Genomic DNA, 22,643 nt, shown 5'->3' with positions numbered 1-22,643 from the left:
CCTTTTCTTGACTAATTCCAGAAAAGCGGCATACTGGGAAACATGCGAAACGGAGAGCATGACTTCGACCCCCGAGCGCAACTGCGCGCCGTCGGGTTGAGGGTCACTGCTCCGCGCCTCGCCGTGCTGGATGCGGTTACAGCCCAACCGCATTCAGACGCCGATTCTGTTGCAGCACTCGTGCGGCAGCAGCTCGGATCGGTATCCACACAGGCCGTTTACGACGTGCTGAAGGCATGCGTGAACGCAGGATTGCTGCGACGCATCGAGCCGGCGGGTTCGCCCGCACGGTTCGAGACGAGGACTGGTGACAACCACCATCACCTCGTCTGTCGCGGCTGCGGCAAGGTCGTCGACGTCGATTGTGTTGTCGGCCAAGCTCCCTGCCTCGAACCTTCCGATAATCACGGCTTCGAAATCGACGAAGCCGAGGTCGTGTTCTGGGGCCGTTGCCAAGATTGCCTGAAGAATTCTGCCGAATCCGACACCGAGTCGGACGCGGTCTCGCAGAATCGAATTGATGCGTCCAGAACCTCCGAGTCGGCCCCCTCGCATGCAGCCCATGCGTTCGGCTCGGATGCAGCCCCGCTCCTCTGACGCCCAGCCCACAACGCTAGGAGGCTTCGCCATGACCAAGCCCACCACCAACAATTTCGGTATCGCGGTCGCAAGTGATGACGAATCGCTGACCGCGGGTATTCAGGGGCCGGTGCTCCTTCACGACCACTACCTGATCGAGAAGCTCGCGCAGTTTAACCGCGAGCGTGTCCCGGAGCGCATCGTCCATGCCAAGGGCGGCGGCGCTTTCGGTGAACTCGTCATCACACACGACGTCAGCCAGTACACCAAGGCCGCGTTCCTGCAGCCGGGTAAGAAGACCGAGTCGCTCGTCCGCTTCTCCACCGTCGCCGGTGAGCAGGGCAGCCCGGACACCTGGCGCGATCCGCGCGGTTTCGCGATGAAGTTCTACACCGAAGAGGGAAACTACGACCTCGTCGGCAACAACACCCCGGTGTTCTTCATCAAGGACGCCATCAAGTTCCCCGACTTCATTCGTTCGCAGAAGCGACTGCCCGGCTCCGGTCTTCGTGACCACGACATGCAGTGGGACTTCTGGACTCTGCGCCCCGAGACCGCTCACCAGGTGACCTGGTTGATGGGTGACCGCGGTATCCCGAAGACCTGGCGCAACATGGACGGCTTCGGATCGCACACCTACCAGTGGGTCAATGCTGCGGGTGAACGCTTCTGGGTGAAGTACCACTTCAAGACCGATCAGGGCATCGAGTTCCTGACGCAGGCAGAAGCAGACAGCCTCGCAGGTAGCGATCCTGACTACCACCGCGCGGATCTGTACAACGCCATCGAGGCCGGCAATTTCCCGAGCTGGACCCTCAACGTTCAGATCATGCCGGTCGACGAGGCCGAGGGGTACCGCTTCAACCCGTTCGACCTCACCAAGGTTTGGTCCCAGAAGGACTACCCGCTGATCGAGGTCGGCAAGTGGACGCTGAACCGCAACCCTGAGAACTTCTTCGCGCAGATCGAGCAGGCGTCGTTCGAGCCGTCGAACGTGGTGCCCGGCATCGGATTCAGCCCGGACAAGATGCTTCTCGGCCGCGTCTTCTCCTACGCCGACGCACATCGTTACCGCATCGGCACCAACTACGCCGACCTGCCGGTCAACGCCCCGAAGAACGAGGTGAACTCCTACTCCAAGGAGGGTGCCATGCGCTACAGCTTCAATTCCCCGTCGACGCCGGTGTACGCACCGAACTCGTACGGCGGACCGCATGCCGATCCGTCGGCTGCCGGTGACGAAGGCCTGTGGGCGTTCGACGGCAAGGCTGTGCGCGCCGGATACATCGAGCACGCCGAGGACGGCGACTTCACGCAGGCCGGAACGCTGGTCCGCGAAGTTCTCGACGACGCAGCTCGTGAGCGCCTGGTGAGCAACATCGTCGGCCACGCCCTTGCCGGCGTCAGCGAGGAAGTTCTGCTGCGTGTCTTCGAGTACTGGAAGAACGTCGACGCAGATTTGGGTAAGCGCGTCGAAGAAGGCGTACGCGCAGGTCAGTGATCCGCTGACCTGACAATCGAATAGGTGTACGGAATGCGGGCCGCTGCAAGGGAAATCGATTCCCGGCAGCGGTCCGTTTCCGTCTTCCCAACTACAGCAGCGCGAACCAGTAGACGAAGCATGCGAGAAGGAATACAACGACTGACTCCATGACGACACCCCTGTTCGACGTGCACTTCTGCTGTTCGCACCCTCCATGATCCGCTTCTCGAGCGGAGAATGCTCGGGGCACAAGTTTCGCGAACCGAGGTGTTGGGCAGTCAATTCCCATGGCAATAGGTGCGGTTCTCTTCGACATCGACGGAACGCTCGTCGATTCCAACTATCTGCACGTAGAAGCGTGGTCGCGAGCTTTTTTCGAGGTAGGTCGCCCGGTTGACGCGTGGCGGGTGCATCGCAGCATCGGCATGGACGGAGACCAACTACTGGAGACGTTGCTCGGCGAAGACATCGACGGGTGCGGGCCACGGGCCAAGGAGCTTCACACCAAGTACTACCGGCAGTCGGCTGACCGCCTCAGAGTACTGCCGGGAGCACGAGAGTTGATCCGCCGAGTTCACTCGCTCGGACTGCACGTCGTGCTCGCAACTTCGGCGCCGGACGACGAACTGGAGTTGCTGCGCCGGACGCTCGACATCGACGAAATGATTTACGCCGCCACTTCTTCGGAATCCGTCGACGTGGCCAAGCCTGATCCGGACCTGATCGAGGTCGCGCTCGCGAAGGCAGGTGTCGACGCGGGCAATGCGGTCATGGTCGGGGATGCCGTCTGGGACATGAAGGCGGCGACATGGGCGGGCGTTGTGGCTGTGGGAGTGCGCAGCGGCGGCATGTCGACCGACGAACTCGAAGGCGCGGGTGCGGCTGCCGTGTACGACGACGCTCGCGATCTTCTCGACCACCTCGACGGCAGTGTGGTCTCCGAACTCGTTTCAGGCCTCGATACCAGGAGTTGATCAGTGATGGCACGATTCGGCTACACCTTGATGACCGAACAGGCCGGCCCGAAAGAACTGGTTCGCCACGCAGTTCGGGCCGAAGAAGTCGGCTTCGACTTCGAAGTGATGAGTGATCACTACTCGCCGTGGCTGACCGAGCAGGGGCATGCGCCCTACGCCTGGTCGGTGCTGGGAGCAGTCGCACATGCCACCGAGCGAGTCGGCTTGATGACGTACGTGACTTGTCCGACCGTGAGGTACCACCCTGCCGTCGTCGCTCAGAAAGCCGCGACGATCCAGATCCTCGCGGACGGGCGCTTCACCCTGGGATTGGGAAGTGGCGAGAGCCTGAACGAGCATGTGGTCGGGGAGGGTTGGCCGTCCATCGACACTCGGCAGGACATGCTGCAGGAGGCGGTGAGCATCATTCGCGCACTGCTCGCCGGAGATCTGGTGAGCTGGAAGGGGGAGTACTTCGACGTCCAGTCCGCCAGGATCTGGGATCTCCCGGAGAACCCGGTTCCCCTGGCGCTGGCCATGTCCGGTGACAAGTCCGTCGAGCGTTTCGGTCCGATGGCCGACGATTTGATTGCCGTGCAACCGGATTCGGAACTGGTGCACCTGTGGAAGCATGTGCACGGCCGGGCATACGGATTGGCTCCCGCAGGCCGGACCATCGGTCAGATTCCGATCTCGTGGGATCCTGATCGCGACACGGCAATTGCACGAGCTCATCAGCAGTTCCGGTGGTTCGGCGGAGGTTGGTCCGTGAACTCCGAACTGCCGACGCCGGCGAGCTTCTCGGGCGCAACTCAGTTCGTGCGTAAAGAGGATGTAGCTGAAAGCATTCCGTGTGGTCCCGATCTTGATGTGATCGTCGAGGCGGTCAAGGCATACACGGACGCCGGATTCACCGATGTGGCACTGGTACAGATCGGTGGAGATACCCAAGACCGATTCTTCGACGAGGCGGCCAAGCCGCTGCTCGAGGCTCTGCACGTCGAATTGGGTTGATCGAGAAGATCAATCGAGTACCGCCGAGCGGGCTCTTGTCGAGTCGAGCGCTACCGCCGTGCAGCCGTGCCTGCTGCGCGACGAGGGCCAAACCCAAACCGCTTCCGGCGTCGCCCGCACCGGTACCACGAACAAATCGTTCGAACATCGCTTCCCGTTCCGACGGCGCGATCACCGTGCCGTTGTCGTCGACGAATACCGTCGCCGAACCGGTCGCAGCCCCTGATCGGACGGTGATCTCGACTTCGTCGGCATTGCCGTGCCGAACGGAGTTGGTGACGGCGTTGGTCAACACCAGACGGATGCCCGCGGGAAAGGCCTGAACCGAAAGCTCTTCCGGTGCTTTCAAACGAACGTCGACCTGCGGGTGCAGACGGCCGGCGTCCGCGACGGCGCGATCGGCAACCTCCACCAGGTCGACGTCGGCACAGTCCTCGGGATCGGCCACCTCACCCAGGGCGAGTGTCTCCAGATCGGTCAAGGTGCGCTCGATCTGGCGCTGCGCCTCCAACAATTCGCTGGACAGTTCGCGCCGTTGGCTTTCCGTGAGATCCAGTGTCGCGAGAACTTCCAGATCGGTACGCATCGACGTCAGAGGGGTGCGTAGTTCGTGGGCGGAGACGCGAGCAAAATCTCGTGCCGACTCCAACGCCTCCTCGGTGCGGCTTCGATCGCTTTCGATGCGACTGAGCATGCTGTGGATTGCTTCGGACAGTTCTTCGGCCTCGCGCGTGCCACGTACCGACGGTGCCCGGCGTGAGAGTCCTTCGACGTCGAGATTGTTGCCGATCGAACTGGTGGTCTCGGTCAATTGCTGTAGGGGGCGGACGGCGCGGCCCGTGAGGAACCAGCCGAGCCCGGCCGCGGCGAGAATGGCGACCACCGCCGCAGCGGCCACCTGGACCTGCTGCTCACGGATTGCCTGGGTCAGTGGGTCTTCGGGGATGCTGACGGCCAGTGCGGCGCCGCTGTCACCGGGCAGCAGAACATCCCGACTGCGGACGTCGGTGGTAGCCAACGCACTGATGGTCGTGGCATTGAAGCCGGGGTCGACGACAAGTGGTTGTGTTGTGGCGGTGGGTGTTTCGATGAACACCGGGCTCGGTGCACTTGCCGCAACTCCCAGAGTGACGGAATCGAGTGTGCGTTCCAGTTGTTCGGATCCGTTGACACGCAGGAAGACCGCGAATGCAATTCCGATCGCGGCAATCACGATTCCAGCGGCCAGGCCCGAGGCGATGGCTACTCGGGTCTGTAGTGACAGCGGCCGCTTCATCGCTCGGCCCTCAGGACGAAGCCGACTCCGCGCACGGTGTGGATCACGCGAGGCGCCCCGTCGACCTCGAGTTTCTTGCGTAGATAGGTGACAAAGACGTCGACGACATTGGTATCGGCAGCGAAGTCGTAACCCCAGACGAGGCGCAGGAGCTGTGCCCGGCTCAGTACGATGCCGGCGTGCTCGGCGAGCACGGACAACAGATCGAATTCTCTTTTGGTGAGTTCGATTCGCTTACCGTCGATGTGTGCTCGGTGCCCACGAAGATCAACGGTGAGAGGGCCGACGGTGATCGGGTGATCGAGGGTAGGGGTGGCCCGCGTCGTGCGTCGAAGCAAAGCGCGCAGTCTGGCGACCAGTTCTGCCAACTCGAAGGGTTTGGTGAGGTAGTCGTCGGCGCCCGCTTCCAGCCCCGCGATGCGGTCGCCCACGGAACTTCGGGCGCTGAGTACGCAGATCGGAACCTCGTTGCCGATCGCGCGCAATGCCGTCACGACCCCGACGCCGTCGAGACCGGGCATGTTGACGTCGAGTACCAGCGCAGCCGGGCATTGCTTGTTCACCGACGACAAAGCTGACCGTCCGTCGACAGCAGTTGCCGTGTCGAAGCCCGACAATCGAAGTCCACGTTCGAGCGAATTCAGAACCTTCGCGTCGTCGTCAACGATCAGGATGCGCTCGCGTGTACTCACCCCAGCCATGGTGCCATCGGATCAAGGCCTGGGGCCCCGCTCGGAGCGGGGGCCGCCGCATTCTCATCAACTCCTAAGAAACCGACAACAGATCTGCAGTGTTGGCTTCATAACCTCGGGTTTCTCGGATGCGACCGCGCCGAGAATTCGAGAACGTTCGATCAAGGAGAACAACGATGACGCGATTGAAAGTGAACGGCAAGCGGGCCCGCCGGACCGGTGTGGTGGTGGCGTCCGTGGCGGTCCTCGGTATGGCCGTGGCACCGGGAATCGCCTGGGCTTCCAACCCCATTTCCGACGGGTCGCCGGTGGCGGTGCGATCGATCGCGACCGCTCCGGCCGAGTTGGGTGTGGCTCCCGAAGTAGCGTGTGGTGTCGCGGCGCCGATTTCCGACGAGGAGCTGCAGAAGCTCATCGACGAGGGCAAGGTTGTGCGCGCGGAGGAGGCCGGTACGGCCGCAGTCACTATCGAAGTGCCGAGCGAAGCTGCGACATTCGTTGCGCGTGAAGGTGTGCCGGCGTTGCCGACCGTCGAGTGGGCTCCGACGACCGAGGGTGTTCCGGCAGAGGTGCTCGACATGGCCGGCGTCGCTCCGCTGGAGGAAGGCGTTGCCCTGTCATGCACGGTTGCCGCGGGCTGACGAGCGAAAAAAGCTCCGCATGAACCGCTTTGACCTGGAACGGTACGCCCGTACTCAACCGGGTCTGGAGGTTCGTCAAGCCTGTCGGTAGCACTTGCTACGTTCGGGGCGGTCTCGGCGAGCATGCCGGGACCGTCGCCGATGGCGTCATGTGTGTGGTGTCTTGCTACGGGTGCGGTACGGCCTGGCGCGGGGCGCGTTTCGAAAGGTGTTGTGTTTCATGGTCATGGGCCCCACCCACGCGATGTCCGGTGCTGCTGTGGGGTTGGTGGTTGCAGAGTTGTTGCCTCTCGACTGGGGAGGGCCCACATCCACTGCGGAAACTTTGACCTTTGCCGGGGTGTGCGCCGGAGCCGCCCTGCTTCCCGACCTCGATACCGGTCAGTCCACGGTTTCCCGATCATTCGGTCCGCTCAGCAAGGCTCTGGCCAAGGGCATCGACGCAATTTCGGTGACCTTCTACCGCATTACGAAAGGCAAGAAGGACGGCAAGCGTCGTGGTGGGCATCGGACTCTCACACACACCGCACTGTTTGCCGCGGGTCTCGGTGCCGGGGTCTCGGCGCTGGTGGTTCAGTTCGGGAAGCCCGCCATCATCATCACGCTGTTCTTCTGCCTCGGGTTGGCGATCCGAGGATTGGCGGGTGAATTGGCGAAGGAGAAGGGATGGCTCGCGGTTTCTGCCGTTGCGTTGGTGCTCTCCGCCCTCACCTGGCAGTGGTATCCCAGCGAGGCCGGATCCACCGGGCTAGGTGTTGCGGTGGCACTGGGCTGCGCCACGCACTGTCTCGGCGATGCGATCACCAAGGAGGGAGTGCCGTTTCTTGCACCCCTGATCCCGCTCGGCGGCAAGCGATGGTGGGAACAACGGCTGCCATCATTTCTGTCCATCCGTGCAGGTGGGAACCTCGAGAAGATCTTGATTGGGCCGGCTCTCACGGTTCTGACTGCCTGGTTGATCATCAGTGCGTTCGACGGCGCCCCGGAAGCGATCTACGCCGTGTTCGCTCCGATGGTGCAGTAGGCGTCGGAAAACTTTTATTACGGAACCACTGGCATCGTAATCATATTTGTTCTACGTTCGTCCCTGACATGAACCGAGTCGGCTGACGGAGTGGGCAGTGGTGCATCAAACAGAACGCAAGGCAGAGCACAGCTCCGGAGAAGGCGGTGTGAGCCGACGCGGATTTCTCGCAGCAAGTGCCGGTGCTGCCGCGCTTACGGGTCTTGCTTGGGCGCCGGCGGGAGCAGTTCCCTGGGGCTCGGCATCGACCATCGCGCCACCGCCCGGATTTCCGTCGGACATTCCGCTGTCACAGCAGGCATACGTCAACTGGTCGCGAGAAATCATGCTCGACAGCGTGTGGACGGCGACGGCGCGTCACAGCGACGACGTCGTCACCCTCGCCAACTGGGCGTTCGACAACGGCTACACGGTGCGTGCGCGCGGAACGATGCACGGGTGGAGTCCGTTGACGGTGGTGCCTGGCGCGCCTTCGGATCGAGTTCTGCTGGTCGACACGATGACGAACTTGAATTCGGTTGTGGTGCAGCACGGCACGCCCGCAACAGTCACGGCGGGCGCCGGGGCCAGCATCGAAGCGATTTTGACAGCGCTCGAGCGGGAGGGGCTCGGCTGGGCCAACTCTCCGGCGATCGGTGAGCTGTCCATCGCCGGGGCGCTGGCGATCGGCGCCCACGGGGCAACCTATCCGGCGGCGGGGGAGACGATCACCCCTGGTCAGTCGTACGGATCGCTGAGCAACCTGATCGCCGAGATCACGGTGGTGGCGTGGGACGAAGGCAGCAATCGCTACGCGCTGAAGACTTTTCACCGATCAGATGACAAGATCACGGCTTTCCTGACCCACCTGGGCCGAACCTTCGTCACCTCCGTGACGCTGCAAGCCGGGGAGAATTATCGGCTGCGTTGCCAGAGTTTCACCGACATTCCGTGGCAAGAACTCTTTGCTGCTCCCGGTTCGCCAGGACGTACCTACGAGAGTTTCGTCGAGAAATCCGGGCGGGTGGAAGCGATCTGGTTCCCGTTCACGCCAACACCGTGGCTCAAGGTCTGGACACCGACCGCGGTCAAACCGCCGGAGTCTCGAGAAGTGAGCGGGCCGTACAACTACTTCTTCTCCGACGCGATTCCCGAAGAAGTCACCACCCCGTTGGGGATGGTGGCGCAGGGTCTTCAAGCTGCGACACCACTGTTCGGTGCCTCCCAGTTCGGAGCTGTAGCAGCAGGATTGGTGCTGACCGACACCGACGATCTCTGGGGTTGGTCGAAAGACGTTCTGTTCTACCTCCGGCACACGACCTTGCGCGTCGTAGCCGGGGGCGGGGCCGTGATCACCAAGCGGTCCAACATCGGCCGAGTCGTCCACGAGATGACGAGTTGGCTGAACGAACGAATGACGCACTACGCGTCGCTGGGGCAGTATCCCGTCAACATGCCGTTCGAAGTGCGTCTCTGCGGTGTCGACGATGACGGCGAGGTGTTGGTCGACAGCGCCGGAGTGCCGGACCTGTCAGCGGTGCGGCCGCGGGCGGATCGTCAGGACTGGGACACAGCGATCTGGATGAACGTAGTCTCGATTCCCGGCACCGCGGGATTGCCTGCGTTCCTTCGCGAAATGGAACGGTGGATGGTCGCGAACTACTCCGGCGATTACGCGACCTTCCGTCCGGAGTGGTCCAAGGGGTGGGCATTCACCGATCAGGCGGCATACCAGGACGACGAATTCCTCACCAGCACAGTGCCTGCCACCTTCCGTGCCGGTGGCGACGGGAATTGGGGCTTCGCTCTCGCCACTCTCGACGAACACGACCCGCACCGTGTATTCAGCAATACGTTTCTCGACCGCGTATTGCCACCCAGCTGAATCTGTTACTGCGGGAGCGGTTTGCGCCAAATTACGTCGGTGACGCGGATACGCTGATTGTTGTCACCATTCCAGTCGACGCTCAGTCCCTGGGCTCGGAGTGCGTCGGTTACCTGGTGCCCGACGGTCTGATCGGTGTGCGCGATCATGTGTGCCTTGGCGGTTTCGTCGCCGCCGAAGGCAGCGGCGATCAGCGCGGGATCGAGATCATGGGCCGGACGAAACGCACTGTAGGACAAGTAGAGATCGGACGGCTCGTCGCCGAGACGCTCCGCATCTTGCATGTGGAAGAACGTGTACGCCCACTGAGCAAAGGGATACCCGTTCTCGTCAGGTTCGGACGGCGTGCGTTCGTCGTCGATTTCGGTAGTGCCGCACTGCATGCAGCAGGTGAAGTTCATCCGGGCCACGACGCCGTTGCGCTCGAGATCAGCGAAGGCCGCGGATACGCGCTCGAAGTCGCCGGGAGCTGTCCATTGCGTCTGCTCCACCAGTCTGTGGTCCCAGACCGCACGCACTACCGCATCGATCTGTCTGCCGAGTTCGTCGTTCTCGAAGCCGCCCTCGACACAGTCTCGGGCGGCTTCGCAGATTTCTTCGAACGTCGCGAAACCTGGGAGTACCAGTTCGCGTGCTTGCCCACGTACGGCGACGATGTCAGCCTCACTGAGCACCGGTGCTGACCGTGACTGTGCAGACCGTGACTGTGCTGACCGTGACTGTGCTGACCGTGACCAGGGCAATCGCATACCGGCACCGTACTGCACCGATCCGACCGTCAGGCGACGTCAGCTGCTGCTTTCGTTTCCTCCTCGGTCGACGGGGCCGGCTTGTTCGGGATGAGCGCCGTGGCGATCAGGCCCACCACGACAAATCCGGCCGCAAGGTATCCGCCGAGTGTGATGCCGTGAGTCATCGCAGACTGGGCGGCGTCGGCAACGAAAGCAGTGCTCGGTGAGCCGGCCAGTGAGTCGATGGCGGCGCCTGCGCTGTCGGTGACTGCCCGCGTCAACTGATCAGCCTGAGCTTGGTCGACACCGGATTCGGTGAGGTCGCTGTTCAGCGTGGAATTGAGAGTGCTGAAGAACACCGTGGTGAGGACGGCGATACCCAGTGCCGATCCGAGTTGGCGGAACGCACTCTGAATGCCGGAGCCTTGACCGGCGCTCTGCTCGGGAATCTCCTCGAGCACGACGTTGGTAACCTGCGCCGTCGCGAAACCTACACCGATGCCGTAGAAGAACAGCACTGCGGCGATAGTCCACCAGGGGCTGTCTGTTGCAGCGATGAATCCGAGACCGGCGAGACCGAGCGCTTCGAGAGCCAGACCGATACGGACCAAGCCCAACGGCGAGACCTTCGATGCCAGCCCGAAGCTCGCACCACTGGCGACAAAGCTGCCGATGGCGATGGGAACCAGCGCGAGTCCGGCCTGGAGTGCGCTGTATCCGAGCGTGAACTGAAGCCAGAGAGGAAGCACTGCAACGATTCCGAACTCGCCGAGTCCGATGATCAGCGTCGCGATGTTGCCGTTGCGGAACGACGAGATGGAGAACAACCGCACGTCCATCAGCGCCCGCGACGGATCGTCGCTGCGGGTGAGCATGGTTTGACGGTAGGCGAACGCACCGAGCGAGATGACGGCGAGAACCAACGCGACCAGAACCGGTGACGGTCCGCTGGACCATGAAAGTCCGAACAGATCGAAGGGTTCCTTCGTGGTCAGCCACCCGTACGTCCGTCCCTCGACGAGGCCGAAGGCCAGCAGTCCGAGCCCGGCGATGGACAGCGCCGCTCCGGTGGCGTCGATGCGCCCTGCGGTGCGCGGCGAGGGGGCGATGAACAGCACTGCGCCGATGAGAATGAGCGCAGCAAGCGGAATGTTGATCCCGAATGCCCAACGCCATGAGGCATGTTCGGCAAGCCAGCCGCCGAGCAGTGGGCCGAGGGCGGATGCAGCGCCGATGGTGGAACCCCAGACCGCGAAGGCCTGACCGCGCGCTTTGCCGGTGAACATCGCGTTCAGAAGTGACAGTGAGGTGGGCAGGATCATGGCCGCGCCGACGCCCTGCAGGAATCGCGCCAGGATGAGCAGGCCGCCGTTCGGTGCCAGTCCGGCCAGCAGGCTCGTTGCGCCGAACACGACGACACCGGCGATGAAGATGCGACGGGCGCCGACCAGGTCGGCAACTCTGCCGACCAATAGCAGGAGCGCCGCGAAGACGATTGCGTAGGACTCTTGGATCCATTGAGCCTGAACGGAATTGATCCCGAGATCTTCGATGATCGAGGGGACTATGACGTTGACGATGGTGGTGTCGACGACGATCAGTGCCACGCCGAGTGCGATGGCGATCAGGCCCAACCACTTGCGGGTGGTGGGTGAGATGTTCACGAATAAACCTCCATTGTGAAGTAACTTCATAATGAAGGTATATTTGAGGCGGTAAGTTGTCAACGTGCGCGCTGGGCTCGACCGGCCGCCGTCTGGCACAGGAAAGGTGGGATCACCGAGGTGGAGGCACCGCGCGACATCTCCGTGGAGCGGGAGCGGCTGATGGATGAATTCCGTGCGTACGGTGGGACGTTCACCGAATTCAGCCATCGATTCGCGTCGTGGCTCGGCCTCCATTCCACCGACGCAACTGCACTGATGGAAATCACGGCGGCCGAGGAGAAAGGCGCGCCGCTCTCGCCTGCCCGCCTCGGCGAGCGGATCTCGCTGACGTCGGGCGCAACCACCGCGTTGCTCAATCGCCTGGAAAAGGCAGGGCATATCGTCCGGACCCGCGAGAATGCAGACCGCCGCGTGGTCACGCTGCACAGCAGTGCGCACGTGCAGGATCTGGCGGACGAGTTCTTCGGGCCCCTTGCCGTGCGACTCGACGCCATGATGGCGAAGTACCCGCCCGAACTTCTCAGTCGATTCGAGGAATTTCTCGTCGACCTGCACTCCACGATGAACGAACACCTCGAGCAGGACAACCGCTGAACAAAAAACGCCGCTCGACTCCGGAGAGTCGAGCGGCGGTCTTGGCTTGGGTGACGGCTACTTGCCGAGCTTGGCCTGCAGATCGTTGAGAACCAGGCCGGCACCTGTCGGGCCGAGGCCCAGGAACCAGGTCTCGTCGCTCACCTCGGTGGCGCGGCCTTCCTTGACTGCGTCCATGCTGGCCCACAGCGGTCCGGCCACAACGGTGGTCTGGCCGGTGTCGGCGGGATTTCCGTAGCTGGAGTAGAAGATTCGGTCTCCTTCTGCCTCGGTGATCGTTTCCGGGCTGACCTCGACGGCCAGTTCGTTGATGTCCTGGATCGCCGGGCGGGGCAGACCGACGTCCTTCAAGATGACGCCGATGAACGACAGATTGCCGTACAAGCGCAGCTTCCCGGACATGAAGCGAACCAGTGAGATTGTCGGGGAACCGTCGATCGACTCACGGACCTTGTCGGCGTGCTCCTGGTAGTCGTTGAGAACCTGCTCAGCCTTGGTCTCCTCGCCGAGTGCGTCACCGGCAAGGAGGAAGTTCTCCTTCCACGGGAAGCCGGGGCGGATGCTGAAGACCGTCGGTGCGATCGCAGACAGCTGTGGGTACAGCTTGTCCTGACGCAGCTTGCTGCCGAGGATCAGATCGGGCTGCAGCGCGGTGATCGCCTCGAGGTTGAGGTTGTTGGTCGTGCCCACGTCGGGGACTCCGACGAGTTTGTCGGCCAGGTACGACGGCTGACCGGCGGCACTTTCCGGGCTGGCGATGCCGACCGGGGTGATCCCGAGCGAGAGGACCTCGTCGAGTTCGCCGCTGTCGAGGACGACGACACGGGTGGGCTTGGCCTCGAGGGTTGTCTCGCCCAGAGCATGGGTGATGGTGCGTGGGAACTCGCCGGGCGCGGCATCGCTGCCGAGCTTCGCGGTTTCCGTGTCGGCGGTGCTGAACAGCTTGCCGCCGGTCGCGACATCGGTGTTGCCGTTTGCGTTGCCGCCGGCGTCGGAAGAGCCGCAGGCCGTAGCGGCAAAAACAGTCGCCAGGGCAACCATGGCGACCCGGACCGACGTGCGGCTACGGAGAGTGGTGCGTGAGTGCATTAGGCTACCCTACCTTCTGTCCATATGGCTTGGTCAGGGAGGTATCCGCACTGCCGACACCAGGTGAAGGGCGCGTCAGGTCTCGCTCAGCGGGACCTCCACGCAATTCGGACAACAGGGTGCGAGCAACGTGTTAGCTTCGCGAAAGACCTGTACTGGTAAGCGAAGACGCGTGTAGTGAGGATTTCGATGACCCTGAACATTGCCGATCTGTTCGAGGCCGTTGCCGATGCGATCCCCGATCGGGTTCCCTTGATTCTGGAAGACGTGCGGTTGAGCTACGCCGAACTCGAACTGCGATCGAACCGGCTCGCACATCATCTGCAGTCGGTGGGCGTCGAACCGGGCCAGCATGTCGGTATTCACATGCGGAACTGCGTCGAGTACGTCGAATCGCTCCTTGCCTGCTTGAAGATCAGAGCGGTACCGATCAACGTCAACTTTCGCTACACGGATGCCGAGCTGTCGTATATCTACACCAACTCCCAGATGGTGGCACTGCTGGTCGAGGCAGAATTCGCGCCGACGGCACTGGCCGTGGTTCCGCAGTGTCCGGAGATCACCCACGTGCTGATCGTCGGCGACGACTACGAGAACGCCCTTGCGGCGCAGTCCGATACCCGCGACTTCGGCCCTCGCAGCAACGACGACCATTTCATCATCTACACCGGCGGTACAACCGGAATGCCCAAGGGTGTGGTGTGGCGGCACGAGGACTTCTTCTTCGCCGCGCTGTCCGGAGCGAACCTCAGCGGGCCGCCGCGTCGAAGTCTCGAAGAGGTTGTGGATGCGGCTGTAGCGAACACCGATCCGACTGTGCTGCTACTCATCCCGCCGCTCATGCATGGAGCCGCGATCTATTCACTGCTCACGGCATTTCTCATGGGAGCTCCCCGAGTGCTGACCCGCAGCTTCGATCCGATGGAAGTGCTGCGACTGGTCGAGGCCGAGAAGATCACCGGAATCACCGTCGTCGGCGACGCGATTGCTCGACCGATTGCCGACGCCATCGCCGCAAGCGAAGGGCGCTACGACCTTTCGACTCTCCAACTGATCGGCTCGGGTGGCGCATTGTTCTCCCCGAACCTCAAGGCAGAACTGACAACCCGATTGCCAGGGCTGGTGATCAAGGATGCATTCGGTGCTTCGGAATCCGGCAACGACGGCGTCGTCGAATTCGGAGAAGACGGTTCCAAGCGAATTCGCTCCAACCCCAACATGATTCTTGTCGACGACGAATTCCGTCGCATCGAACCAGGCTCGAACAAAGTCGGATTCATCGCCAGGGCAGGCCATGTTCCCGTGGCCTACTTCGACGACCCCGCGAAGACTGCTGCAACTTTTCCCGTCGTCGACGGGGTGCGTCTGGCGGTACTCGGGGATATGGGCACGATGGAAGCCGACGGAACCATAGTGCTGCTCGGGCGCGGTTCGATGTGCATAAACTCCGGAGGCGAGAAGGTTTATCCCGAAGAAGTCGAGCAGGCACTCAAAACTCACCCGGCAGTTTTCGACGCCTTGGTAGCGGGCGCGCCCGACACGCGATTCGGCGAGAAGGTCGCAGCTGTGGTGCAGGTTCGACCGGGGTTCGAAGATGTTGCGACGGAATCATTGTCGGAGCATTGCCGCACCCATGTGGCTGGGTACAAGATTCCCCGGTCGATCGTGCTGGTACCCAGCATCCTCCGCTCACCCAGCGGTAAGGCCGACTACCGTTGGGCTCGCGAAACCGTAGCGGGAGTATGAGCATGTAGTGTCCCGGAACCTGTAATTGGTACAAGTGGGGAGTATGTGTGACTGGGAATGATGCAGGTGCTGGTCATGTTTTTGTCGTCCGAGGACGTCTCGAATCAGTGGACTGGGATGCGGCGGTCGTGTCGACGAGCGGCAACTTCGTGCCTCGTGAGCATTGGTGGCCGGTGCTCGGCCTCACGAGTCCAGTGGAAAGCGCACCGGCAGGGGGCAACAGGGTCCGCGCATTCCCGAAGGAAGGGCGGCCGGCGTGGCTGTTGAACGTCGCTTCTCGGGGATCGGTGCCCCGGCTGGTGGACGGCGTTCACGAGGTCCTCGACGCGATTGCATCTGCTGATATTCAGCCCGGAGGTCGTCGAGTCAAACCACTCATTGCTTTGCCGACCTTCGGGGTGGGTTTGGGCGGGCAGGCGATGGTTCGGGGCCATGTCATCAAAGCGTTGATCGAGACTGCGGTGGAATGTGCTGACAAATACGACTTCGACATCGCCTTTGTAGTTGCCAATGCTGCCGATTACGCCGCGTATCAATCGATTCGGCGGGGACACTTGTTGAGTGCTGGCATCCCTCCGCAGGTCCAGCAATTGGCCGATAGGTTGCACGCGGGTGAAGCCTCCTTGTTGTTGGGTGCAGGAGTCAGCATTCCCGCCGGATTGCCGTCGTGGGACAATCTGCTCGAGGCAATTCGTCACCAGGAGCTGCCGGGTGTGAGCAGCGCGGAATTTGCTGAGCTCAATGTCCTCGACCGTGCGCAACTTCTGTCGAAGGAGTTGCAAACGGAGGACGACGGATCTAACGACCTGGGCGAACGCGTTGTTCAGCTGACTGGCGTTGATATCAAACCAACACTGTCGCATTGTCTTCTGGCGTCTCTGCGAGTCAAAAAAGTGGTTACGACCAACTACGATGCGTTGTACGAACGCGCATTTGAATCTGCGCACGGCGAAAACTCGGTCTCTGTACTTCCGAGAGAAGAAGCCCGCGCGGGAGTTCCGTGGGTACTGAAATTGCACGGCGATGTGGCTGACGCGGCCAGCATCGTCTTGAGTCGCCGAGACTTCGTCAGATACGACGCAGAACGACGTCCGTTGGGCTCGATCGTTCAGTCGCTCATGGCAACCGGACATCTCATAGTTGTCGGAGCATCTATGACCGATGACAATGTGCTCCGGCTAGCACATGAAGTATTGGCACTCGATGCACGGAACAAGCGCCCACGAACTTTGGGCACCGTAATCACACTGCAGCGGGACGAAATTCGAACTGCTTTGTGGAAGAACGACTTCGACTACGTTGCTGTTTCGGATTCCTTGGATCAGCAAGTGGCTGCACGTGACCTCGAGATATTCCTGGACAAGCTCGCGATTTTGACGAGCGTCGACGCTCCGTACCTGTTGGATACGAATTACAAGGGGTTGCTCGAAGAGGGAGAAATCGGTTTGGCAGAAAATCTGAGGGCGGCCGCGGACGTCATCAGATCCTTGCCGCACGAGCACCGTGAGCGGTGGAGCAGCTTGGAAGCAGTTTTCGACGAACTCGGTGCTACTCCTTGGTCGCAATCGATAAAGGAGGATCAGCGAGTTTCTCAATCGCGGTCACGGCGACGTTGAATTCGGCTGTCACAGCTGCGCTGAATTCGGCTGTCACAGCCAGGGCTCGATCGGCTTCTTCACCCACATGATCTTCTCGTCCGGATGCTCGCGCTGAGCCTCGGGACGGTCTGGGTTAGCGGCTGACCACAAGGATTTCTCGTCGAGCAGCCTGGCGGCGATAGTCCAAGTCTCCCGCGTGCTCGGCGGATTGGCGCCGGCCGCCCGCGCGAGTTTGCGCAGCCGATCGTCGGGCATGTCGAGCAATTCTGCACTGCTGATATCGCGGTCCCAAGCGAACTTGGCAAGGCCGACAGCTTTCTCGCGTCGGCTACGGCTCGCCATGTCATTGTGCGCAAAGTCTGGTTCGGATGCCACGGCTTCACCTTATCGTCGGGGGAGTTGCTGACGTCAGGATAGTGAACGTCTCGCGCTGGCCGAACGGCTCTACTCGTCGCTGCGTCGAGCGAGTTACTCCGGTGTCGGAGTGGCGTCGCTGGATTGGCTGCAGGGGTCCGCCATGTTCGGCAGTGCGGCAACTGGCAAGGGTTCCAGGCAATGCGCTGCTACGCTGCTTTTTCGCATGTCGATTCGAAGCCGGGGGGCTTGGGTGGGGAACGAAGTACTGCAAGCAGATGCCGAGTTGCTACGAGCGTTGGCCGAAGCCGTGCGAGACCAAAGTGTCGTGATTGCGGGCATCGACGTGTCCGGAATTTTCGCTGACGCGGCTGCGGCGATGCCGGATTCGGCTAGCGGCCCGGCCGCCGCGCGGGCCGGTGACCCGATTACCGCCGGATACCGCGCTACCTCGGCGATGTTGACGTCGATGGCTGACGCCGCGCAATCCAGCGCGAGCAGCTACGACGCTGTCGAGGACGCCTTCCGGAACCGGCTGGCCGCCTACCAGGCGGCTGTGTAGATGGCGACGATCTCCCAGGTCCGCGCCTGGGATCCGACTGTTTTCGCCACCGCTGCAACAGCATTGGAGCAAAAGAACCGCGACTTCATGCACGCTGTGGAATCAGCGCACCGCGCGGTTGACTCCGCGCTCGATCACTGGACAGGCGAAGCCTCGGCCGCGGCGTCGGCGCGATCCCTTGCTGACAGTATCGCCGCGACACAGATCACCACCGGAGTATTCGCCGAAGCCGACGCGCTGAGTGAAGCCGCTGCCGCGTTGGGGCCGGCGCGAGCGGCGGTGATCGAGATCGCCGACGATGCGATCGCGGAGGGGATGGCTGTCGCCGACGACGGCCGGGTGAGCGCACCTCGATACGGAAGCGGTAACACCGCCCTCGACATCTTGGGGCAGGCTGCGTTCGACGAGAGGGCACGCAGCTTCGAGGCCCGACTGATTCCTGCCTTGCACACGGCGGGAAGCCTCGACGAGGATGCTGCCGCGGCCTTGTCGAAGGCAGCAGGAGACCTCACCGATCTCGTACAGCCACTAGGCGTCCAGCCGACGATGAGCGCGGAGGTGGCCGCGATCCTGGACGGCAACGCGTTCCCTCCGGACGGCGCGAGGGAGTTCAACGAATTCTGGGAATCACTGTCCCCGAGCGACAAAGATGCTCTCGCGTCGTTCGATCCGGGAATCGGGAACCGGGACGGGATGCCGGCCGCAGATCGCGATCATTTCAACCGGATCAACCTCGGCAAACTGCAATCGTCGACGTCGACCGAACTCTCCGTCCTCGACGGTGAGCACCCCGATTGGGTCCAGGGGCGCAACATTCCGTCAGATGCAGGCAACGTGGACGAGGCGGACCAGCAGGCGCGCCGCGACTACGAGCAGTGGCAGCAGCAACGCGTGGACCTTCAGCAGCGTCTCGACGGATACGGCGTCCTCGCCGACCAGATCGACCCCGCTCTCGCCCAGGAGGGTGATTCGGAGAAGTACCTGCTCGGCGTCGACGGCAAAGGCCGCGCCATCGTGGCACTGAACAATCCCGATACCGCGACGAACGTCGCAACATTCGTACCTGGTACCGGCAGCCACCTGGGAACAATCGGCGGCGACATCGACCGCTCCCAAATGATGTTGAACTCGGCGGAAAACCAGCGACGGTTCGCGGGGATCGAGGGATCGACCTCCGTGACGACCTGGTACGGATACGATGCGCCGCAAACGATCCCACAAGCAGGACTCGACGGGTATGCCGACGGCGGCGCCGGATCGCTCGGCCGGTTCCAAGACGGACTTCGCGCGTCCCACGATGGTGTGCCTTCGCACAACACGGTTATCGGACACAGTTACGGATCGACCGTGATCGGTGCTGCGGCCTCGGGCGGACGATCAATCGACGCGAACGATCTGTTTTTCGTAGGTAGTCCCGGAGTGGGGATGGACCGGGTCGAGGGACTTTCCCTCGACGGCATCGATCCCGGACATGTCGGTGGCCACGTATACGCCACCGCCGCGGCCAACGATCCGGTTCCGATGATCGGGGACGTGTTCGGCGGTCTCTCGCACGGCGCGAATCCCGCGAACGATCTTCCATTGATCGGATTCGGTGCCACCATCGTCGAAGCCGCACCCGGGACCGGGATCGACGCGGGTCTGCTCGGTGAGCTCCCCAGCCCAGCCGCGCACAGTGAGTACTGGGAAAACAACAATCCGGCTCTTGCCGGTATGGGCCACGTGATCGCCGGACTAGGAGCGCCATGACCAACGCAACTCGACGCCGTAAAGCACTCGGCGCGAGCAGTATCGCGGTGGCAGTGCTGCTGTCTGCGTGCACGACGACGGAGAACGGAAAAGTGATGGAAGCCAACGTGAATCTGACCCGCCCGCAGGCACAGGCCAAGGTGATCGAATACCTGACCGAAACCATCGCGGCCCTGCCTGCCGGGGCATATCTGACCAGGTATTCCGACTTGGATGGGCGCGTCGTCCTCGATCCGGGTGGCACCGTCCCATGCAACGACAGCAATCTGTCCACGGACACATCCGTGGACTACGGCGTGATGTATTTCCTCGAGTCTTCTGACGCCGCGAGCATTCCAGGTTTCGGCGATACGATCCGCCGTCTGTGGACTGAGCGCGGCTGGAAGTTTCGAACGTACGACTCCGCCGGGGGCACGACGAGCACCGAAACTGTTTTGCCGGATGGATATCGGATGGTCTTCGACGAGCATCCACGCGGAGCGGGCCTGAGCGGGTCGTCGCCGTGTTTCCCCCGACCTGCCGCGTCGGATCATCCGGACGCGCCCGTGCAGATCGATCAGCCTTGAGCGGGCCCGCATCCTCGTTTCCGGAGTTGACCGTCCTCGCTCGCCAAGTCGACGTCGAGGTCGGGAAGGTGCGCGCCCGCGCAGATGGTGGAGGCGGGGCCGTCAGCGTCGAGGTTGATGCGTACGGCGCGATTACCGACCTGCACCTGACCGAGAGTTGCCTCAGGGGCGGGGCGGCTGCACTTTCCACCGCGATCGCAGCGGCCCACCGAACGGCTTCGGCGGCAGCAGCGGAGGCGGCGCAAGAACTGCGCGCCCCACTCTTCCGCGATCCTCGCGTCGCCGGGGCAATGAATGCGTTCAATGCAGTGGATGCGTTCGATCAGCCACCTGCCGTACCCGAAGCTCACGTGCTGCGGCGAGCTGACCGCGCACCGGTCGACGACGACCTACCGCACGCTCCGCGTGCTTGCGACCTACCCTTCGACGGCGGTTCGTTCATGCGACGTGCCTGAACCTAGAACCTGGGCACCGCACCGCGAACCGCAAAGCAGTACTGGAGGAGCCGGGGGTGCCCGATCTTTGGTTTGACGATCACGACGACGGTGGACATCTGCTGGCGCGTGAGTCCGACGATGCAACGCGAGGCTGCGGCCAGGGGCGCTGCCCTCGTGCAGTACGTCGCTATTGCATATCCTGCTGCATGAACAAAAAGAAGGCCCTTGACCACCGTATCGGCGGGTCAAGGGCCTTCTAGTTCTGTCGGGGTGGCGGGATTTGAACCCACGACCTCTTCGTCCCGAACGAAGCGCGCTACCAAGCTGCGCCACACCCCGTGTCGAACCTCGGTTAGCTTACATTACCGAGTCGACCGACATTAAATCCGCAGGTCAGTTGCGTAGAACCGACGCTGGAGACTCTGTGGAACTGTGCGCGGAGACATGCTCGGGTTCGCGCCTGGTAGCCGGAACCAGGGTGAGCAGAGTTGCCTCGGGGCGGCAGCAGAAGCGTGCCGGCGCCCAGGGCGAAGTGCCGATGCCCGCGGAGACGTGCAACTGGGTGTGCGCGCCCCACTTGGACGGCCCCTTTACCCGGGATCGGTCGATCTGGCAGTTCGTGACCAGTGCGCCGTAGAACGGAAGGCACAGCTGACCACCATGCGTGTGGCCGGCGAGCACGAGGTCGTAGCCGTCGTCGGCGAACCGGTCCAGAACTCGCGGTTCGGGCGAGTGCGTCAGACCGAGCTTGAGTTGGGCGACGGGATTGGGTGTTCCGGCGACGGTGTCGTAGCGATCGCGCTTCAGGTGCGGATCGTCGACGCCGGCGGCCGCGATGCGAATACCGGCCACTTCGAGTTCGCGGCGCACGTGGGTCATGTCCAGCCATCCACGTTCGGTGAACGCAGCACGCAGGTCGCCCCAGGGGAGAGGATCCCCGGTGATGCGCTTGTCCTTGTTGAAGATGTAGCTCAGTGGGTTCTTCGGTTTCGGGGCGAAGTAGTCGTTACTGCCGAAGACGAACAGACCCGGTCGAGCCAACAGATCTCCGAGCGCCTGGACCACTGCCGGAACGCTGCGCTGGTGCGACAAGTTGTCGCCGGTGTTGACCACGAGGTCGGGGTCGAGGCCTTCGAGCTCACGCAACCAATTCTGTTTCAACCGTTGGTTCGGCATCATGTGCAAGTCGCTGAGATGGAGGACCCGCAGCGACGACGAACCGGGCGCCAGGACTGGCATCGTCACCTCACGCAGTGCAAATGCATTGCGTTCGATGCCGGATGCGTACCCGATCCCTAGTGCAGCGGCGCCCGCGGCACCAAGTGCGGTGCGGGTCAGATTGGTGCGGAACTGGGAAGACACCTCTCAAGGATACGGGTGTGGCGTTCTTCTGCGTCGCTCTCGCCGCCTTTTACAGCTATTTCACAGAGAATTGTGTCCGGGCGGAGGTAACTATCGGCACGATCGAAACGCCGAGCGCGTAGCGTTTCCACCATGTCCGACACGACACCATCGCTCAAAGCCACCCTCCGAACCGACATGGTTGCATCCATGAAGGCGAAGGATCCGCTACGTACAGCCACCCTTCGGATGCTCATGGCAGCCGTCCAGACCGAAGAGGTTGCCGGTAAGGAAGCACGAGTCCTCACCGACGAAGAGATCATCAAAGTCCTTGCAAAGGAATCGAAGAAACGCGGCGAATCAGCCGAGATCTACACCGAGAACGGTCGCGGTGAGCTTGCCGCGAAAGAGCGCGCAGAAGCTCAGATTATCGACGAGTACCTGCCGACGCCGTTGACCGACGCCGAGCTTGTCGATGTCGTCGACACCGCCCTTGCTCAGGTTTCCGAGGAGCTCGGTGAGCGTCCCGGTATGCGTCAGATGGGCCAGGTCATCAAGGCCGCCAACGCTCTGGCCAAGGGCAAGGCCGACGGCGCACGTATCTCTGCAGCAGTGAAGTCCCGCCTGTAGAAGCGCTTCCAGAACCGAAAACGGCCGCGATCTCCGAATCACTCGGAGAT

At 62.4% G+C, this 22,643-nt stretch carries 22 protein-coding genes and 1 tRNA gene; 15 read left to right on the top strand and 8 right to left on the bottom strand.

Annotation, left to right across the window (positions count from 1 at the left end; translation table 11 throughout):
• The first annotated feature begins 42 nt into the window (after positions 1–42).
• The 4 genes from ACWF6P_RS00115 to ACWF6P_RS00100 all read left to right on the top strand — a co-directional run bounded on the left by ACWF6P_RS00115 (position 43) and on the right by ACWF6P_RS00100 (position 4,032).
• On the top strand, positions 43–597 hold the full coding sequence (locus tag ACWF6P_RS00115; RefSeq protein WP_452619521.1) for a Fur family transcriptional regulator: 555 nt from the start codon (positions 43–45) through the stop codon (positions 595–597).
• 31 nt (positions 598–628) lie between these two features.
• Entirely contained in the window at positions 629–2,080 is a 1,452-nt protein-coding gene (locus ACWF6P_RS00110; protein WP_452619520.1) for a catalase, read from the top strand.
• Positions 2,081–2,349: 269 nt separating this feature from the next.
• Positions 2,350–3,036 carry an HAD family hydrolase gene (locus ACWF6P_RS00105; RefSeq protein WP_452619519.1) on the top strand — a complete coding sequence of 229 codons (687 nt, stop codon included), beginning with the start codon at positions 2,350–2,352 and terminating at the stop codon, positions 3,034–3,036.
• 6 nt (positions 3,037–3,042) lie between these two features.
• Positions 3,043–4,032, top strand: coding sequence for an LLM class F420-dependent oxidoreductase (locus ACWF6P_RS00100; protein ID WP_007732341.1), 990 nt, complete (start codon positions 3,043–3,045; stop codon positions 4,030–4,032).
• On the opposite strand, the gene ACWF6P_RS00095 is transcribed toward ACWF6P_RS00100, so the two are convergent.
• Together ACWF6P_RS00095 and ACWF6P_RS00090 are read right to left on the bottom strand one after the other, a co-directional pair.
• Positions 3,929–5,308 carry a sensor histidine kinase gene (locus ACWF6P_RS00095; RefSeq protein WP_452619518.1) on the bottom strand — a complete coding sequence of 460 codons (1,380 nt, stop codon included), beginning with the start codon at positions 5,306–5,308 and terminating at the stop codon, positions 3,929–3,931. The genes ACWF6P_RS00100 and ACWF6P_RS00095 overlap by 104 nt on opposite strands.
• Positions 5,305–6,009 (bottom strand): response regulator transcription factor, encoded by a 705-nt coding sequence (locus tag ACWF6P_RS00090; RefSeq protein ID WP_452619517.1) that lies wholly within the window; start codon positions 6,007–6,009, stop codon positions 5,305–5,307. The genes ACWF6P_RS00095 and ACWF6P_RS00090 overlap by 4 nt, the downstream gene beginning before the upstream one ends.
• A 167-nt stretch (positions 6,010–6,176) precedes the next feature.
• Here ACWF6P_RS00090 and ACWF6P_RS00085 point away from each other — a divergent pair, with 167 nt between their 5' ends.
• The 3 genes from ACWF6P_RS00085 (at position 6,177) to ACWF6P_RS00075 (ending at position 9,529) form a co-directional block, all read left to right on the top strand.
• Positions 6,177–6,641: a hypothetical protein gene (locus tag ACWF6P_RS00085; protein ID WP_003943487.1), complete on the top strand. Its 465-nt coding sequence runs from the start codon at positions 6,177–6,179 to the stop codon at positions 6,639–6,641.
• A 220-nt stretch (positions 6,642–6,861) separates the two neighbouring features.
• The gene (locus tag ACWF6P_RS00080) at positions 6,862–7,665 is read left to right on the top strand and encodes a metal-dependent hydrolase (RefSeq protein ID WP_007732353.1); all 804 of its coding nucleotides are present in this window, start codon (positions 6,862–6,864) and stop codon (positions 7,663–7,665) included.
• Positions 7,666–7,762: 97 nt separating this feature from the next.
• A complete protein-coding gene (locus tag ACWF6P_RS00075; protein ID WP_452619516.1) occupies positions 7,763–9,529 on the top strand; it encodes a cholesterol oxidase substrate-binding domain-containing protein in 1,767 nt (588 codons plus the stop codon).
• Positions 9,530–9,534: 5 nt separating this feature from the next.
• On the opposite strand, the gene ACWF6P_RS00070 is transcribed toward ACWF6P_RS00075, so the two are convergent.
• Together ACWF6P_RS00070 and ACWF6P_RS00065 are read right to left on the bottom strand one after the other, a co-directional pair.
• The gene (locus ACWF6P_RS00070; RefSeq protein WP_452619515.1) at positions 9,535–10,203 is read right to left on the bottom strand and encodes a DUF6891 domain-containing protein; all 669 of its coding nucleotides are present in this window, start codon (positions 10,201–10,203) and stop codon (positions 9,535–9,537) included.
• 104 nt (positions 10,204–10,307) lie between these two features.
• Positions 10,308–11,924 (bottom strand): DHA2 family efflux MFS transporter permease subunit, encoded by a 1,617-nt coding sequence (locus ACWF6P_RS00065; protein WP_378445718.1) that lies wholly within the window; start codon positions 11,922–11,924, stop codon positions 10,308–10,310.
• 162 nt (positions 11,925–12,086) lie between these two features.
• Here ACWF6P_RS00065 and ACWF6P_RS00060 point away from each other — a divergent pair, with 162 nt between their 5' ends.
• Entirely contained in the window at positions 12,087–12,521 is a 435-nt protein-coding gene (locus ACWF6P_RS00060; RefSeq protein ID WP_378445719.1) for a MarR family winged helix-turn-helix transcriptional regulator, read from the top strand.
• 57 nt (positions 12,522–12,578) lie between these two features.
• On the opposite strand, the gene ACWF6P_RS00055 is transcribed toward ACWF6P_RS00060, so the two are convergent.
• Positions 12,579–13,610: an ABC transporter substrate-binding protein gene (locus tag ACWF6P_RS00055; protein WP_452619514.1), complete on the bottom strand. Its 1,032-nt coding sequence runs from the start codon at positions 13,608–13,610 to the stop codon at positions 12,579–12,581.
• Positions 13,611–13,799: 189 nt separating this feature from the next.
• On the opposite strand from ACWF6P_RS00055, the gene ACWF6P_RS00050 reads away from it, so the two are divergent.
• Both ACWF6P_RS00050 and ACWF6P_RS00045 read left to right on the top strand, forming a co-directional pair.
• Positions 13,800–15,356, top strand: a complete 1,557-nt coding sequence (locus ACWF6P_RS00050) for an acyl-CoA synthetase (protein ID WP_452619513.1) — start codon at positions 13,800–13,802, stop codon at positions 15,354–15,356.
• Between the two features lie 404 nt (positions 15,357–15,760).
• Positions 15,761–16,972, top strand: a complete 1,212-nt coding sequence (locus ACWF6P_RS00045) for an SIR2 family protein (protein WP_452619512.1) — start codon at positions 15,761–15,763, stop codon at positions 16,970–16,972.
• Positions 16,973–17,005: 33 nt separating this feature from the next.
• Here the strand turns inward: ACWF6P_RS00045 and ACWF6P_RS00040 are convergent, their stop codons facing one another.
• Complete coding sequence (locus ACWF6P_RS00040) at positions 17,006–17,329, bottom strand: hypothetical protein (protein ID WP_452619511.1); 324 nt, start codon at positions 17,327–17,329, stop codon at positions 17,006–17,008.
• A 232-nt stretch (positions 17,330–17,561) separates the two neighbouring features.
• Here ACWF6P_RS00040 and ACWF6P_RS00035 point away from each other — a divergent pair, with 232 nt between their 5' ends.
• The 4 genes from ACWF6P_RS00035 to ACWF6P_RS00020 are packed head-to-tail and all read left to right on the top strand — an operon-like array spanning position 17,562 to position 20,640.
• A complete protein-coding gene (locus ACWF6P_RS00035; protein ID WP_452619510.1) occupies positions 17,562–17,870 on the top strand; it encodes a hypothetical protein in 309 nt (102 codons plus the stop codon).
• On the top strand, positions 17,871–19,619 hold the full coding sequence (locus ACWF6P_RS00030; protein WP_452619509.1) for an alpha/beta hydrolase: 1,749 nt from the start codon (positions 17,871–17,873) through the stop codon (positions 19,617–19,619).
• Positions 19,616–20,185 (top strand): hypothetical protein, encoded by a 570-nt coding sequence (locus ACWF6P_RS00025; protein ID WP_452619508.1) that lies wholly within the window; start codon positions 19,616–19,618, stop codon positions 20,183–20,185. Before ACWF6P_RS00030 ends, ACWF6P_RS00025 begins: the two co-directional genes overlap by 4 nt.
• Positions 20,182–20,640: a YbaB/EbfC family nucleoid-associated protein gene (locus tag ACWF6P_RS00020; RefSeq protein ID WP_452619507.1), complete on the top strand. Its 459-nt coding sequence runs from the start codon at positions 20,182–20,184 to the stop codon at positions 20,638–20,640. The genes ACWF6P_RS00025 and ACWF6P_RS00020 overlap by 4 nt, the downstream gene beginning before the upstream one ends.
• Positions 20,641–20,887: 247 nt before the next feature.
• Here ACWF6P_RS00020 and ACWF6P_RS00015 read toward each other — a convergent pair.
• Positions 20,888–20,961 (bottom strand) — tRNA-Pro (locus ACWF6P_RS00015).
• 54 nt (positions 20,962–21,015) lie between these two features.
• Positions 21,016–21,984, bottom strand: a complete 969-nt coding sequence (locus ACWF6P_RS00010; protein WP_200312921.1) for a metallophosphoesterase — start codon at positions 21,982–21,984, stop codon at positions 21,016–21,018.
• Between the two features lie 132 nt (positions 21,985–22,116).
• Here ACWF6P_RS00010 and ACWF6P_RS00005 point away from each other — a divergent pair, with 132 nt between their 5' ends.
• Positions 22,117–22,593: a GatB/YqeY domain-containing protein gene (locus ACWF6P_RS00005; protein ID WP_230816530.1), complete on the top strand. Its 477-nt coding sequence runs from the start codon at positions 22,117–22,119 to the stop codon at positions 22,591–22,593.
• Positions 22,594–22,643 lie beyond the last annotated feature (50 nt).

Source organism: Rhodococcus sp. NPDC055024 (genome assembly GCF_053608585.1).
The sequence above is the reverse complement of the archived record's forward strand: the minus strand, read 5'-3'. Positions and strand labels throughout refer to the sequence as shown.

Coding starts and splice junctions, on each gene's coding strand:
- ACWF6P_RS00060 (WP_378445719.1), top strand. CDS start 12,087: ATGGATGAATTCCGTGCGTACGGTGGGACGTTCACCGAATTCAGCCAT.
- ACWF6P_RS00030 (WP_452619509.1), top strand. CDS start 17,871: ATGGCGACGATCTCCCAGGTCCGCGCCTGGGATCCGACTGTTTTCGCC.
- ACWF6P_RS00115 (WP_452619521.1), top strand. CDS start 43: ATGCGAAACGGAGAGCATGACTTCGACCCCCGAGCGCAACTGCGCGCC.
- ACWF6P_RS00025 (WP_452619508.1), top strand. CDS start 19,616: ATGACCAACGCAACTCGACGCCGTAAAGCACTCGGCGCGAGCAGTATC.
- ACWF6P_RS00100 (WP_007732341.1), top strand. CDS start 3,043: ATGGCACGATTCGGCTACACCTTGATGACCGAACAGGCCGGCCCGAAA.
- ACWF6P_RS00005 (WP_230816530.1), top strand. CDS start 22,117: ATGTCCGACACGACACCATCGCTCAAAGCCACCCTCCGAACCGACATG.
- ACWF6P_RS00090 (WP_452619517.1), bottom strand. CDS start 6,009: ATGGCTGGGGTGAGTACACGCGAGCGCATCCTGATCGTTGACGACGAC.
- ACWF6P_RS00095 (WP_452619518.1), bottom strand. CDS start 5,308: ATGAAGCGGCCGCTGTCACTACAGACCCGAGTAGCCATCGCCTCGGGC.
- ACWF6P_RS00055 (WP_452619514.1), bottom strand. CDS start 13,610: ATGCACTCACGCACCACTCTCCGTAGCCGCACGTCGGTCCGGGTCGCC.
- ACWF6P_RS00110 (WP_452619520.1), top strand. CDS start 629: ATGACCAAGCCCACCACCAACAATTTCGGTATCGCGGTCGCAAGTGAT.
- ACWF6P_RS00050 (WP_452619513.1), top strand. CDS start 13,800: ATGACCCTGAACATTGCCGATCTGTTCGAGGCCGTTGCCGATGCGATC.
- ACWF6P_RS00080 (WP_007732353.1), top strand. CDS start 6,862: ATGGTCATGGGCCCCACCCACGCGATGTCCGGTGCTGCTGTGGGGTTG.
- ACWF6P_RS00085 (WP_003943487.1), top strand. CDS start 6,177: ATGACGCGATTGAAAGTGAACGGCAAGCGGGCCCGCCGGACCGGTGTG.
- ACWF6P_RS00105 (WP_452619519.1), top strand. CDS start 2,350: ATGGCAATAGGTGCGGTTCTCTTCGACATCGACGGAACGCTCGTCGAT.